The following is a 13,583-nucleotide window of genomic DNA, read 5'->3' as shown; positions in this document are numbered from 1 at the left end:
GGTCTACCATCCTCTGTAGTAGTAGTCGCGCCGCACCGGTCGGAAGGGGCGCCGGCGCGGGACGAAGGTCCGGCGTCGGCACATTCGTGCCACCGGGACCAGCGCACTGCTGGTCCATGCCGGATGCGATGCACAGCGTGCGAGGAGAGACAGTGCGGATTGGGCAACAGCCGGGTGGCGACGGTGCGCACGGCTCCTCCGCGACGGCGCTGGCCGACCGGTTCACAGGACCCGGCCTACCGTCCCGGTTGATGCGACGTGGACTGGCCTACGTCGCCCTGACCAAACCCAGGGTGATCGAGCTGCTGCTCGTCGCCACGATCCCGACCATGCTGCTCGCCGACCGCGGCACCGTCGACATCCGGCTGATCCTCGCGACCCTCTTCGGCGGCTGGATGGGCGCGGCGAGCGCGAACACGCTCAACTGCGTCGCCGACGCCGATATCGACAAGGTCATGAAGCGCACCGCCAAGCGGCCCTTGGCCCGGGAGGCGGTGCCGACCCGCAACGCCTTCGTGTTCGGCGTCGTGCTCGGGCTCGGCTCCTTCGCCTGGCTGTGGTGGCAGGCCAACCTGCTCAGCGGCCTGCTCGTCGTCGCGACGATCCTGTTCTACGTCTTCGTCTACACGCTGGGTCTCAAGCGCCGCACCTCGCAGAACGTGGTGTGGGGCGGCGCGGCGGGCTGCATGCCCGCGCTGGTCGGCTGGTCGGCGGTGACCGGGGGCATCGGCTGGCCCGCCGTCGCGCTGTTCGGCGTCATCTTCTTCTGGACGCCGCCGCACACCTGGGCGCTGGCCATGCGCTACAAGGAGGACTACCGCGCGGCGGGCGTGCCGATGCTGCCGGTGGTGGCCACCGAGCGGGCCGTCACCAAGCAGATCGTCGTCTACACCTGGCTGACCGTGCTCACCACGCTCGCTCTGGCGCCCGCCACCGGCGTCATCTACGCGGCCGTGGCACTGGTGGCCGGAGCCTGGTTCCTGCTCATGGCCCACCAGCTGTACGCGGGCGTGCGGCGCGGCGAATCGGTGAAGCCGCTGCGGCTGTTCCTGCAGTCGAACAACTACCTGGCCGTGGTGTTCTGCGGCCTCGCGGTGGACTCGGTGCTCGGCTGGGACACGATCGGCAGCTTCTTCAGCTGATCGCGCCGATGTAGCGGTCGGGCCGCACGAGCGCCCGCCTCCGGCTCAGGGGAGCAGGATGATGGAACCGGTGGTCTTGCGGCCTTCCAGATCCCGATGGGCCCGCTCGGCGTCGGCGAGCGGATAGGTCGCGCCGATCCGGATGTTCAGCGTGCCCTTGGCGATGGCGTCGAGGATGTCGCCCGCGCGCCAGGTGAGCTCGGCGCGGTCGCGGGTGTAATGCGCCAGCGTGGGACGGGTGACGAACAGCGACCCGGCGGTGCTGAGCCGTTGCAGGTCGAACGGCGGCACCGGGCCGCTCGCGCCACCGAACAGGGCGAGCGTGCCGCGCACGCGCAACGCCGCAAGGCTCGCCTCGAAGGTCGCCGCGCCGACGCCGTCGTAGACCGCCGCCACGCCGACACCGTCGGTGAGCGCGCGCACCTGGTCGGCGAGGTCGTCGCCATAGCGCAGCACCTCGGCGGCCCCTGCCGCGCTGGACAGCGTCTCCTTCTCGTCGGACGACACGGTCGTGATCACCCGCACGCCGCGCGCGGCGAGCAGCTGGGTGAGGATCAGCCCGACACCGCCCGCGCCCGCGTGCACGAGCACTGTTTCCCCGGGCTCGGGCCCGTAGATCGACTCGATGAGATAGTGCGCCGTCATGCCCTGCAACAGCGCGGAGGCCGCCACCGGCGGGTCGACACCGTCCGGTACCGGAATGGCGACGGCGGCCGAGACCGCGACCTTCTGGGCGTAGCTGCCGGGCCCGGCGGCCCAAGCCACCCGGTCGCCGACCGCGAACTCGGTGACGTTCGCGCCGACTTCGGCGACCACTCCGGTGCCCTCGGCGCCCGGAATGTACGGAACGTCCTGGGGGTAGCGCCCGGTGCGGAGGTAGGTGTCGATGAAGTTGACGCCGATCGCCTGGGTGTCGACCAGCAGCTGGTCTGGCCCCACCTGCGGATCGGGCGCCTCGACGTACTTCAGGACCTCGGGACCACCGTGTTCGGAAACCTGAATGGCGCGCATGAACTCCAGTTCTACACCCGAGCCGCGGGCGTGGTGCCTACCGGTCGGTAAACTGCCTGCCATGAGTACCGAAACCGCCACGGCCCCGGTGAAGCTGTCGGGCGCCCTCGTGGAGTCCGTCAAGGGATTCGTCGCCGATCATGGCAAATCCGCCACGGCCGTGCTCCAACCGATCGGTCGCGCGGGCGTCCGCGTCACCCTCGTCGGCGCCGACGGCGTCCTCGGCGACCGGGTCGTCGCGGACCTGGACACCGCCAAGTCGCTGATCGAGACCATCGACGGCCTCACCGAGGCCGACGACTGGGATCGCGAGCTCACCTCGATCGTCACCCCGCGCAAGGGCCACTGGGCCAAGATGGCGGGCTGGGTCGCCAAGCAGGCCCGTTTTCCCAAGGCGCGCAACGAGAAGTGATCGGTGCGTAGCCGAGTGACGTTGCCCGGACGCATCGTCGCGGTGCTGGTCGCCGCGTGCGCGGCTCTCGTCGCGGCGGCGATCCCGGCGGGCGCGCGACCGCAGGAGGTTTCGGCCGCGCTGCGCGCCTGCACGCCCGGAGACTATCCGCCGTATTCGATCAGGGACGACGCGGGCGGTTATCGCGGCGTGGACGTCGACCTCGCGCAGGGGTTCGCCGCACTGCTCGGCCGTCCGATCGAGTTCGTGCCCGTGACCTGGGCGACGCTGAAGACCGACTTCGCCGAGCGCAACTGCGATCTCGCGGTCGGTGGCATCTCCGACCTGCCGTCGCGCCGCGCGTTCGCGGACTTCTCGATCACCTACGGGACCGACGGCAAGGCCCCGGTCACCCACCGCGCGAACGGCGCTGCTTACTCGACCATCGCGGAGATCAACCGTCCCGATGTTCGCGTGATCGCCAATCGCGGAGGGACGAACGAGGAATTCGCGCGCAAGAACTTCCCCGCCGCGCAGCTCACCCTGTGGCCCGACAATCTGACCATCTTCGGAGAACTCGAACAGGGCCGCGCCGACGTCTTCGTCACCGACTCGGTCGAGGGCCGCTACCGCGTGCGTCAGCACCCGGACCTGCAAGTGCTGCATCCCGAATCGCCGTTCGACTCGTTCGGAAAAGTGCTGCTGGTGCGGAAGGACGATCCGGTCCTGGCGGCGATGGTGGACGCCTACCTGGCGACCCAGCTCGCGACCGGCGCGGTGGACCGGTTGTTCGAGCAGTGGATCGGGCCGAACGCCTCCGTCGGCTGAGTCCGTCCGGTCGCAGCGGCGTGACGGGCATGGCCGACGTCGAAGCTGCTGTCGACTGCGCCAGCGCCCGGTTCTTTGATTGCGGCAGTGGGCTGCGGGACTCTCTCGCCGAGTGTATTCGGCCATACGCCTGGCGAAGACCATGTGCCGGAAACGAGGCGGGGTGACGACGAGCGGTAACGGTCAGTTCGGCGCGGAGCCCTCGGCCCTGTCCAGGCGCGGATGTTCGAGAAGCGCTTTCCACGCCGCCTGCCAGGGAAAGTGGGGAAGGCGAGCTTCCCCGGTGCCTCGCTCGTGCGGCTCACCTTCACCGATCACGATGGTGACGCCCCACTCGGACAGCTTGCGCATGCCCTCCTGGATAGCCGGAAAACTGATCTGCGCCCGGTTCGAGTAAGGCACGCCCACGATCGGCAGTCCCTTGCCGAGTCCTTCGACCAGCAGACCGAGCAGCAGCGTATCGGAGATTCCCGCGGCCCATTTCGCGATCGAATTGCCGGTGAGCGGAGCGGCGATGATGCCGTCGGCGGGCGGCAGCACATCCGGCGTGCCGGGTTCCTTGTACTCGCTGCGCACCTGATACCCGGTCTGCGCCGCCACCGCGTCGGCGTCGATGAAGCGCGTGCCGGACGGCGAGGCGATCACGCAGGCGGCCCATCCATCCGCCTGGGCCAGCGCGATCAACTTGCCGACATCACGCGCGGCGGGCGAGCCGGTCACCAGGGCGTACAGCACGGGATTTCCATTGGCGTCCACGGGTTCATGGTGTCACGCGCGTGAAACCCGCCGATGGCGACCGGAGCCCGCTGGGCCTCGCCGGGCGGCATTCGCCTCGGTCTTCGCGCGCTTCCTGAACGTGTCAGCCAGGTCGGCGGGCGAGGTTGCCGTCGTCGGGTAAGGAGCGCAGATCGTGCCGGTGCAGACGACTGGGCGACGACCGTTGTCCGGCGGCGGAAACGGTGCCTGGTGAACGTCTCTGCTTGCTCGTACCGGTAGCTCGGTGCATCCCGTGCGAAGTCGGCTCAGGCGCGAAGCTCGGCGGTCAGGAAGGGACGGCTCCGATGCGTTTGGCGAGGCGGCCGAGGTCGCCGGTGGTGAGGTCGCGGCGGGCGGTGCGCATCATGTGGCCGACGAGTTCGCGGACGTGGGTCATGCCGCGGACTTGTTGGGGGGCGATGTGTTCGGCGCGCAGGAGGGCGTGCAGGGAGGCGCGGTAGTCGCGCTTTAGGGCGTGGGCTCGGCCGATCTCGACGAAGTACTGGGCTCGGCGGCCTTCGGCGGGGATTGTCTCCGGGTTGAGGGTGGGGGCGAGTTCGAGGACTTGGCCTGGTTCGCGGCGTTCCATCGCCGCGCCCATTCGCCACAAAGTTACATTCGCCGCGTCGAAAGTCGGATTGCGCAGAAGGGTTGGGTCCGGGGCAGCTTGCGGGAGTCGGGCGACTTGTTCATCCGCTTCGTTCAAGTGGTCGGCCGGGTCGCCGCCGAGCGCGGCGGTGACGAGCGCGGCTTGCAGGTGCAGCATGCCGTACGTCTCGACTTCTCCGACCGAGTGCACCTCGGGTGCCAGCCGCTCCGCCGTGACCTCGGCATCGTGGAGTGCGGCAGGCAGCGTTCCGGGGCGGGAGAGCAGTACCTGGCTGCGGGTGTAGGCGGCGGTCGCGGGACCGGATGTGCCGCCGATGTGCTCGGTGGCGCGCTCGATCTCCTGCGCCGCCGTCCACGCCAGGGCCGGATACCCGCGGCGCGATGCCGACTGCGCGGTGAGGTAGGCGACTCCCGCCAGCGCGTCCCAGGCCCGATCCCGGTCGACGCCGGTTGCGTCGCGACTATGCCGATAGCAGTCGATCAGCAGCGGGGCCAGCATCGGCCCTAGGTGCGCGTAGTCACATGCACGCCGCAGTTCAGCCGCTTTTTTCGTCGCGGCCGTGAGTTCGTCCAGGCTTCGCGGGGCGGCGACATTCGTAGTGTTGCCATGGGTCCACAGAGCCGTTTCGATATCGGACACCGCGGCGTGGAATCCGGCCGACGACGGATCGAATCGGTCGTCTCGGTCTCCGGTTAGGTCGCCGACTGTCACGCCGAGTGCCTGGGCAAGTGCGTGCAAGGTTCGCCGGGAGTCGATGGGCCGCTCGCCGTTCTCGTATTTGGCGATGGCTCCCCGGCTGATGCCGACGCGGTCGGCCAAGACTTGCTGCGAGATTCCCCGGCGCGCGCGGATGACACGCACTCGACGGCCGATGTACCGGCCTTCGTCCTTCCCGGAATCTTCGCTCATCGGCTCTCCCTCGCCGGATGCTGATCAAACCCATGCTAGTCGCGTTTCCCGGTGTCCCGCTCCGGGACAGCGCGGGTTTCGCAGCGCGCCAAGCTTTTTCGAGCGCTCGCCCGGGGCGCGGGCAACACCGTGGGTACGGCGCGTCGGTGCGCGACACACCGGTTGTGCTCGCTCGGCGGGTGCTCACAACGAATGAGCAGGGGAAGGCGGAAGTGATGCTGGGAACGGCATTCGAGTGCGCGCGATACGACAGCTCGGGACCGGAGGGTGATGACATCGTGGTGCGGCCGGTCGCTGACCGGTACGGGCATGCCTACGGCGCGCCCGGTGTGGGGATCGAGCCCGGATCGTCGCTATGGCTATTGAACCGCTCGGCTCGCAGCCATTGCGCGACGGTCGTTCAGCGCCCTGCTCACGTCCGCGCGATGGCGGCGTGGTGCGTGCGTCACCGCTGCGACCGGTGCACGGTGACGGGGGTTGGGTTCCGCGTCCGGTATCCCGGCGCGTCGGCTGCGGGAGGGAGCGCACGGTGAGCGAGACGTGCGATCCTGTGGCCGACACTCCGGCCAGTCGATGCCGTTTCTACCGGCAGTGCGGACTGGCTGCGGCCGTGCAGCCGGAACTCGGGCGGATCATCGTCCCGGCCGGCCGCGTCGGCGCGATCACCATGCCCGCTCGTCTCGGTCAGGAGGTGAAGGCGCTGTTGCAGGTCGGACGGTCGTCGGTCGGGCCGATCATCTCGCATCCGCGCTCGAGGCGCTGGACCTACCTGGTTCGGCCGGACCTGCCCGACGAAGTGGGCTTGTTCGCCGAACTGTTCCGGCTGGACGTCTCGGTCGCTCGCGGCGGTGCCCAGATCGTGCTGCCCTCGCCCGCCGACCGGTCGCCGGGCTTGCGGGTCTGGGTGGAACCGCCGCGCGACACCTTCCGGCCCTCGGGCTCGGTCGTCGTCGCGGCGATTCGCGTCCGCGTGGGACGCCGATGGTGACCGGGCCGGAGCACCGGTCGCCGCGGCCGGACGAGAACGATGTCCACCTCTCGGTCCAATTCCACGATGTCCGTTTGGATTTCGCGGCTTGCGCGACCGCGGCCGCGCGTTTCGTCCAGGAATGGCGCGCCCGCCACTACGAGGACGCGGTCACGGTGCTGCCGGACGATCCGACCGGGTTGCCGCGCCTGCCCAACGAGCGGTTGTACCTCGACCCGTGACGAAGGGCGGGGTGTGGACGCGGCCGCGGCGTCCGAGCGCGGACCGCCGAGGGCGAGCCTCGGTTGCTCGGCGGCGTCGAGAAGCGGTCACCGTCTCGGCCGACGATCACGCCCCGGACGGAACCCGAGTACAGCTGCACCAGGGATCGGCGGAGGTCGGCACGGTCGACCTCGCCTCTCCCGTACCGCGGGCGCGCCGGGTCGTAGGCCCACCATGTCTGCGACCCGCCTCTCCGCGCTCCGAGGAAGCGAAGGGCAAATTCTTCGCAAAGTAGACCATTCGCTGCATCTCGCTCGGACGCAGTACCAGCTCCTCTTGGGGCGATACCCTTGAACAGGAAACTCCAACGCCGAGGAGCTGATGTGGGACGACTACGAGGCGGGGGCGCATCATGCACAGCCACCGCATGATCGACTACGGCTGATTCCGAGCTACCGATGCGCGAGCCGATCGATCTGGTCGATTCAGCGGAACGAACCCGCGCGGCGCTCGCCGCCGTCGTGGCGGAGTTCTCGGAGGCTTGGGCGTCCGGATCGCCGCCCGATCTGTCCGCCTACCTACCCCGCGAGCAAGCCGAGCGGCGCACGATACTGATCGAACTGATCAAGGTCGATCTCGAGTATCGCTGGATTCGCTACGACTTCCCCAAACGGCTGGTCGATTATCGCGCGGAATTCCCCGAGCTGCGCAACGGGCCGTTTCCGGCCGATCTGGTCTACGAGGAATTCCACGCCATGCGCCGCGGCGACCACGGAAGCGATCCCGGCCTGGCCGCGACGGCCACGGCCGCCGCTCCCGAACTCGACCGGCTCACCAGCGACTACCGCAGCACGATGATCGCCCGCCCGAGCGCTCAGGTCGCTCTCGACGCCATCGACGTCGGCGACCAGGTGGACGATTTCGACCTCCTGATGCGAATCGGCGTCGGTGCGTTCGCCCAGGTCTATCTCGCGCGCCAGCAATCGATGCAGCGACTGGTGGCGGTCAAGATCTCGCACAATCACGGCAACGAGCCGCAGACGCTCGCCCAGCTGGACCACGAATACATCGTGCGCATCTTCGACCAGCGACTCATTGCCGACGGCGAGCTCAAACTGCTCTATATGCAGTACCTCCCCGGAGGAACGCTGCTCGACGTGCTGCGCTTGGCGCGCGCGACGCCGCAGGAGCAGCGCGGAGGGCAACTGCTGCTCGACGCCGTCGACGAGGTGCTCGCCGACAAAGGCGAGGTGCGGCCGACCGAATCCGCCGTCCGGGCCAGGATCGCCGCGCTGACCTGGCCGGAAACCGTCGCCTGGCTCGGCCGCAGGCTCGCGGACGCGCTGCAACACGCGTCCGAGCGGGGGGTGCTGCATCGCGACATCAAACCCGCGAACGTGCTGCTGAGCGCCGAGGGCAGTCCGAAGCTGGCCGACTTCAACGTCAGCTTCAGCAAACGCGTCAAGGGCACCAGCCCGCTGGCGTACTTCGGCGGATCGCTGGCGTACATGTCGCCCGAACAGCTCGAAGCCTGCCATCCCGACCTGCCCGCGACCGCCGCCGACCTGGACACTCGAAGCGATATCTTCGCGCTGGCCGTCATGCTGTGGGAGTTGCTCACCGGCCACCGCCCCTTCGCGGACGAAACATCCGCGGGCGACTCGCAGACGTCACTGGCCCGCATGATCGAACTGCGGCGCAGACCCGTCGAACCGGCGTTCCTGTCGGAGCTCCCGCCGGATTGCCCTGTGGCGCTGCGCCGCGTGCTGCTGACCTGCCTGTCACCCGACCGCGCGGACCGCTACGCCTCCGGTTCGGAGTTGGCCCAGCAACTCGACTTGTGTCTGGAGGAAAGGGCCCGCGATCTCGTCTATCCGCCGCCCGACAGCTGGCGGCTACGGCTTTCGCGCAGGCCCACCCCCGTCCTGTGGTTGTCTTCGCTGGCCGGCGTCAGCCTCGCCACGATCTATATGGCCGTGCACGTTCAAGAGCTGCTCAGGGAGCGCTTGTCCGATGCCACCAATCGGCAGCTCAATATGGGTGTCTACGTTTTCCTTCTCATCGCGGGCCCGCTGTCCATCGTCATCTACGCCTACATGTCCCGTGATCTGCTCGCGGTACCGCGCGGCTTGCGCGAGGGCAGACGCTATGACGAGGCACTGCTCGCGCGGGTGCGGGCACGAACCCTGTTCTGGGGCGATATGTGCGCGCTGAACACCTTTCAGACCGGCATGTCGGCGACCGTGACCGGCGTGATCCTGTGTCTGTGGCTCACCGATCTTCCGGCGCGGCTGGTGATCCACGCGGCGATGACCGTTTTCATGGCCGGCGTCATCTCCGTCGCCTACACGTTCTTCCTGTCGACCTTCTACATCGTCCGTTCGGTTTTTCCGGTCTACCTGCGCTACAGCCGCACCACGTCGCACGACTCCGGATACATTCGCGCGCTGCGCCGTAGAACCACGATCTATCTCGCGGTGACGGCTTCCGTGCCGCTGGTGGGGGTGCTGGCCGGATTCAGCCTTCTCGAACCCGAGGAACTCCCCTTGGTGCGCGATTCGGTCCTGGGGCTGTGTGCCGTCGGCGGACTGGCGTTCGTCGCCGTGTACTGGCTGTATCGGACGCTGGACGCCGACTTGCGCGCGCTGCAACGGGTGGTCCGGGGACCGGCGGCGGGCGTGCGCTGATCGGCCGCGCTGGCGGGGCTACGGGGCGAATCGGGCGATCGCGCGCCGGACCGCGGCACCCATGGCCGGGTTGCCGGTATGGCCGGAATCATCGATGACCTGTAGTTCCGCGTCGGGCCACGCCTGGGCCAGCTGCCAGGCGGTGTACAGGGGTGCGCTCAGATCGAGCCTGCCGTGGATCAGCACGCCGGGGATACCCGTCAACCGGTGCACGTCGCGCAGCAATTGCCCGTCCTCCAGCCAGGCCGCGTTGGCGAAGTAATGCGCGCAGATCCGGACGAACGCCAGTCGCGCGGCGTCCGGCTTGGCGCTGTACTGCCCCGGACTGCCCGACTGCTCGTGCGCGATCACCGCGTCCTCCCAGGCGCACCACCGTGACGCCGCCGCCGCACGGGTCGGCGCGTCGGGGCTTTCCATCAGTCGCCGATAGGCGTCGACGAGGTCGCCGTGCCGGTCGGCGAGCGGAACGCCCATGCGGAAGGTCTCCCACTGCTCGGGCAGCAGCCGCGCGAGGTCGCGGTAGAGCCAGTCGATCTCCTCTTGCCGGGTCATGGTGACCGCGACCAGCACGATTTCGCTGACCCGCTCGGGGTGGCGCTGCGCGTAGGCGAGGATCAGCGTCGCGCCCCAGGAACCGCCGTAGAGCAGCCAGCGGTCTATGCCGAGGTGTTCGCGCAGCCGTTCCATGTCGGCGATCAGATGATGAGTGGTGTTGTGCGTCAGGTCGACCGCGGGGTCGGAGGCGTGCGGGAGGCTCTCGCCGCAGCCACGTTGATCGAACAGGACGATCCGGTAGACCGCCGGGTCGAATGTCTTGCGTGCTCCGCGCCGTCCGCCCCCGCCGGGACCGCCGTGCACCACCAGCGCCGGTTTGCCGTCCGGATTACCACTGGTCTCCCAATAGATCCGCTGGCCGTCCCCGACGTTCAGCAGGCCGCGGGCATACGGCTCGATATCGGGGAAGGGCTGCGGCGCATCGGATTGCGGGTCGGGCACGATGGCCCACGCTACCGCCGAGCGCGCTTGCCGCGCGTGCGGCTCGTTCCCGTGCCGGACGCGTCTCGGTCGGCCACTGGGAGTTCCAGGACGCCGAAGTTCTCAGCCCGCCATTCTCCGGAGGCGGGGCGCCTACCGCGTACGCATCACGCCGCGTTCCCGCCAGGAGGTGTTTCGCGTGTTCAGGCGGCCTGGGCGGCCGGGTCCGGCGTCGGGACGGCGACTCGCTCCCGAGTGCGCAGGGAAGCCCACAGCGCGGCGGTGGCGGCGGTGCACGCGGCGGCCCCGCCCACGTGCACGACGACCAGCGCGGCAGGGACATCGGTGAAGTACTGGACCACGCCGACCAGCCCTTGTGCGCACACCACCCCGAGCAGGACGAACAGCCGGATGCGCACAGCGGGCGTGATACCGACCGCGAACAGGCCGAACGCCAACCCGACCAGCAGCGCGAGATACCCGACCAGCAATTGCGAGTGCAGATGCACCAGGGTGACGATCTCCACCTGCAACCGCTCCACCGGCCGCTCGATGCTCTTGTCACCCGCGTGCGGACCCGCGGCGGTTACCAGGGTGCCCGCGATCAGGACCGCGCCGAGCACCACCCCGGCGAGCCCGGTGAGCCAGCGCAGCGGTGCGGGCGTTCGCACGACGTCGATGCCGTCGTCGGGTTCGCCGATCTTCGCGTACAGCACCACCGCCAGCCACACCATCACCATGGACGCGAGCAGGTGCGTCGCGACGGTCCACCACAGCAGTCCGGTGCGCACCGTGATGCCGCCGATGATCGCCTGCACGACCGTGCCGCCGGGCATCAGCCACGCGTACACCAGCACCTCGCGGCGGCGGCGCGCCCGGGTGACCGCCAGCACGATCGCCGCCGCGCACAGCGTCACCACGAAGGTGAGCAGCCGGTTGGAGAACTCGACCGCCTGATGGATCGCAGGAACCTCCGACACCGCGACCGGGGTGAAGCTGCCGGGGAAGCACTGCGGCCAGGTGGGGCAGCCCAGACCGGACGCGGTGACCCGCACGACCGCGCCGGTCACCGAGATGCCCGCCTGGGACAGGATGACCGCGAGCGCGGTCAAGCGCTGGGCCCGCAAGGAGGGCAGCGGCAGCTTGTCGACGAGTCGCAGGAACGCGCGATACAGCACGTCGAAAATCGTAGCCGGACCGGATCCGGCCCCCGCACCCGGTCTACTACATTTCGTCGTTGAGTCTGCTCGTCGCGCGCCTACCTGCCGCTCGTCCGGACACCGACCCGTCGGCGGCCTCGCCGCGTCCGGAATTCAGTGGAAGCGGAACAGGCGTGTTGCCGCGACGCCGGAGACCACGCCCCAGACGGCGAGAACCGCGATTCCGAACCAGTCGACCTCGGTGTGCATCGCGTTCTCCAACGCTTCCGCCAGCGCGCCCGAAGGCACCAACCGGGCGAGCACGCTCACCACGGCGGGCAGGTCGTCGGCGGCGAACACGATGCTGGCCACGCCGAGCATGACGAACCACAGGATGTTCGCCAGCGCCAGCACCACCTCGGCCTTGAGGGTGCCGCCCAGCAGCAGCCCCATGGCCGCGAAGGTCGCGGTGCCGAGCGCGATCACCGCCGCGCCCAGCAGCAACCCGGCCGGTTCCGGCCGCCAGCCCAGCGCGAAGCCGATCAGCCCGAGCAGGACGGCTTGCAGCACGACCACGATGAGCACGGCGGCGCTCTTGCCCGCGATGACGCCCCAGCGCGGCAACGCCGTCGCGCCGAGCCGCTTGAGCGCGCCGTAGCGCCGGTCGAAGCCGACCGCGATGGCCTGACCGGTGAACGCGGTGGACATGACGGCCACCATCATCACCGCGGGGACGATCTTGTCCACCCGGTGCGTGCCGAGGTCGCCGAAGGGCAGCAGGCTCAGCCCGACCAGCAGGGTGATCGGGATGAACATGGTCAGCAGGAGTTGTTCGCCGTTGCGCAGCAACAGGATCAGCTCGAGCCTGGTCTGCGCGAGCAACATCGCGGCGCGACCGCTCGGGCGGGGTCCGGGAGCGAAGGTGCCCGGCTCGAATCGGTTGGCGGTCCGGTCGTGCTCGCTCATCCGCGCAGGTCCCGTCCGGTCAGTTCCAGGAAAACGTCTTCGAGGCGGCGCTGGTCGATCCGGATGTCGGTGGCCAGCACGTTCATTCGCGCGCACCACGCGGTGACGGTGGCGAGCACTTGCGGATTGATCTCACCCTCCACCAGGTAGGTGCCCGGGGTGGTCTCCCTGGGCGCGAACCCTTCCGGCAAGGCGTTCGCCAGCAGTTCCAGGTTCAGTCTGGGCGGTGCGCAGAACCGCAGCTGCCCGGCCGCTCCGTGCGCGGTGACCTCGGCCGGGGTGCCGGAGGCGACGATCCGGCCGTGGTCGATGATCACCAGCTGGTCGGCGAGTTGCTCGGCCTCGTCCATCATGTGCGTGGTCAGCACCACGGTCACCCCGTCGCGGCGCAGGGCGTCGATCAACTCCCAGACGATCAGCCGTGCCTGGGCGTCCAAGCCCGCGGTGGGTTCGTCCAGGAACACGATCTCCGGCTTGCCCACCAGGGCGCAGGCCAGCGCGAGGCGCTGTTGCTGTCCACCGGAGAGGCGGCGGTAGGGGGTGCGCCGGTTGTCCTGGAGGCCGAGGGTGCGCAGCAGCCAGTCGGGGTCGAGCGGATCCGCGGAGTAGGCGGCCACCAAGTCGAGCATTTCGCCCGCCCGCGCGCCGGGATACGCGCCGCCGCCTTGGAGCATGACGCCGATGCGCGGACGCAGCCGTTCGGAATCGGCGATCGGGTCCAGGCCCAGCACGCGCACCGTGCCCGCGTCCGGGGCGGCGAATCCCTCGCACATCTCCACGGTGGTGGTCTTGCCCGCGCCGTTCGGGCCGAGCAGCGCGAGCACCCGCGCCGGTTCGACCTCGAACGTCAGGCCGTCCACGGCGGTGGTCTCGCCGTACCGCTTGACGACGCCGTCGACGCTGACCGCCGGTCCGGAGGTTGTGGTCACGACTCAGCCTCGCCCGCGCTCGGTTTCGGCACACCCGGTGATGCTGTGTAG

The 13,583-nt window shown here is 69.3% G+C and carries 13 protein-coding genes; 6 read left to right on the top strand and 7 right to left on the bottom strand.

Annotated elements, in window-relative coordinates:
- Nucleotides 1-251: 251 nt before the first annotated feature.
- On the top strand, nucleotides 252-1,142 hold the full coding sequence (locus HOV91_RS12460) for a heme o synthase (RefSeq protein WP_246350024.1): 891 nt from the start codon (nucleotides 252-254) through the stop codon (nucleotides 1,140-1,142).
- A 45-nt stretch (nucleotides 1,143-1,187) separates the two neighbouring features.
- Here the strand turns inward: HOV91_RS12460 and HOV91_RS12455 are convergent, their stop codons facing one another.
- Entirely contained in the window at nucleotides 1,188-2,153 is a 966-nt protein-coding gene (locus tag HOV91_RS12455) for a quinone oxidoreductase family protein (protein ID WP_174185534.1), read from the bottom strand.
- A gap of 61 nt (nucleotides 2,154-2,214) precedes the next feature.
- Between HOV91_RS12455 and HOV91_RS12450 the strand changes: the two genes are divergently transcribed.
- Entirely contained in the window at nucleotides 2,215-2,565 is a 351-nt protein-coding gene (locus tag HOV91_RS12450) for a hypothetical protein (RefSeq protein WP_174185524.1), read from the top strand.
- 3 nt (nucleotides 2,566-2,568) lie between these two features.
- Nucleotides 2,569-3,372 (top strand): transporter substrate-binding domain-containing protein, encoded by an 804-nt coding sequence (locus tag HOV91_RS12445; protein WP_174185523.1) that lies wholly within the window; start codon nucleotides 2,569-2,571, stop codon nucleotides 3,370-3,372.
- Between the two features lie 183 nt (nucleotides 3,373-3,555).
- On the opposite strand, the gene HOV91_RS12440 is transcribed toward HOV91_RS12445, so the two are convergent.
- On the bottom strand, nucleotides 3,556-4,128 hold the full coding sequence (locus HOV91_RS12440; protein ID WP_174185522.1) for a flavoprotein: 573 nt from the start codon (nucleotides 4,126-4,128) through the stop codon (nucleotides 3,556-3,558).
- A 286-nt stretch (nucleotides 4,129-4,414) separates the two neighbouring features.
- A complete protein-coding gene (locus HOV91_RS12435) occupies nucleotides 4,415-5,647 on the bottom strand; it encodes a helix-turn-helix domain-containing protein (RefSeq protein ID WP_174185521.1) in 1,233 nt (410 codons plus the stop codon).
- Between the two features lie 529 nt (nucleotides 5,648-6,176).
- Here HOV91_RS12435 and HOV91_RS12430 point away from each other — a divergent pair.
- The 3 genes from HOV91_RS12430 (at nucleotide 6,177) to HOV91_RS12420 (ending at nucleotide 9,523) form a co-directional block, all read left to right on the top strand.
- Complete coding sequence (locus HOV91_RS12430; RefSeq protein WP_174185520.1) at nucleotides 6,177-6,635, top strand: DNA-directed RNA polymerase subunit beta; 459 nt, start codon at nucleotides 6,177-6,179, stop codon at nucleotides 6,633-6,635.
- Complete coding sequence (locus tag HOV91_RS12425; RefSeq protein ID WP_043727047.1) at nucleotides 6,629-6,856, top strand: hypothetical protein; 228 nt, start codon at nucleotides 6,629-6,631, stop codon at nucleotides 6,854-6,856. Before HOV91_RS12430 ends, HOV91_RS12425 begins: the two co-directional genes overlap by 7 nt.
- A gap of 438 nt (nucleotides 6,857-7,294) precedes the next feature.
- On the top strand, nucleotides 7,295-9,523 hold the full coding sequence (locus HOV91_RS12420; RefSeq protein WP_174185519.1) for a serine/threonine-protein kinase: 2,229 nt from the start codon (nucleotides 7,295-7,297) through the stop codon (nucleotides 9,521-9,523).
- Nucleotides 9,524-9,541: 18 nt separating this feature from the next.
- On the opposite strand, the gene pip is transcribed toward HOV91_RS12420, so the two are convergent.
- From pip to HOV91_RS12400, 4 genes are all read right to left on the bottom strand, one after another.
- Nucleotides 9,542-10,519, bottom strand: coding sequence for a prolyl aminopeptidase (pip, locus tag HOV91_RS12415; protein ID WP_174185518.1), 978 nt, complete (start codon nucleotides 10,517-10,519; stop codon nucleotides 9,542-9,544).
- A 182-nt stretch (nucleotides 10,520-10,701) separates the two neighbouring features.
- Nucleotides 10,702-11,676 carry a COX15/CtaA family protein gene (locus tag HOV91_RS12410; protein ID WP_174185517.1) on the bottom strand — a complete coding sequence of 325 codons (975 nt, stop codon included), beginning with the start codon at nucleotides 11,674-11,676 and terminating at the stop codon, nucleotides 10,702-10,704.
- 135 nt (nucleotides 11,677-11,811) lie between these two features.
- A complete protein-coding gene (locus HOV91_RS12405; RefSeq protein ID WP_174185516.1) occupies nucleotides 11,812-12,603 on the bottom strand; it encodes an ABC transporter permease in 792 nt (263 codons plus the stop codon).
- On the bottom strand, nucleotides 12,600-13,532 hold the full coding sequence (locus HOV91_RS12400) for an ABC transporter ATP-binding protein (RefSeq protein ID WP_174185515.1): 933 nt from the start codon (nucleotides 13,530-13,532) through the stop codon (nucleotides 12,600-12,602). The genes HOV91_RS12405 and HOV91_RS12400 overlap by 4 nt, the downstream gene beginning before the upstream one ends.
- Nucleotides 13,533-13,583 lie beyond the last annotated feature (51 nt).

Origin of the sequence: Nocardia barduliensis (assembly GCF_013315795.1) — a bacterium.
Classification (GTDB): Bacteria; Actinomycetota; Actinomycetes; order Mycobacteriales; family Mycobacteriaceae; genus Nocardia; species Nocardia barduliensis.
The sequence above is the reverse complement of the archived record's forward strand: the minus strand, read 5'-3'. Positions and strand labels throughout refer to the sequence as shown.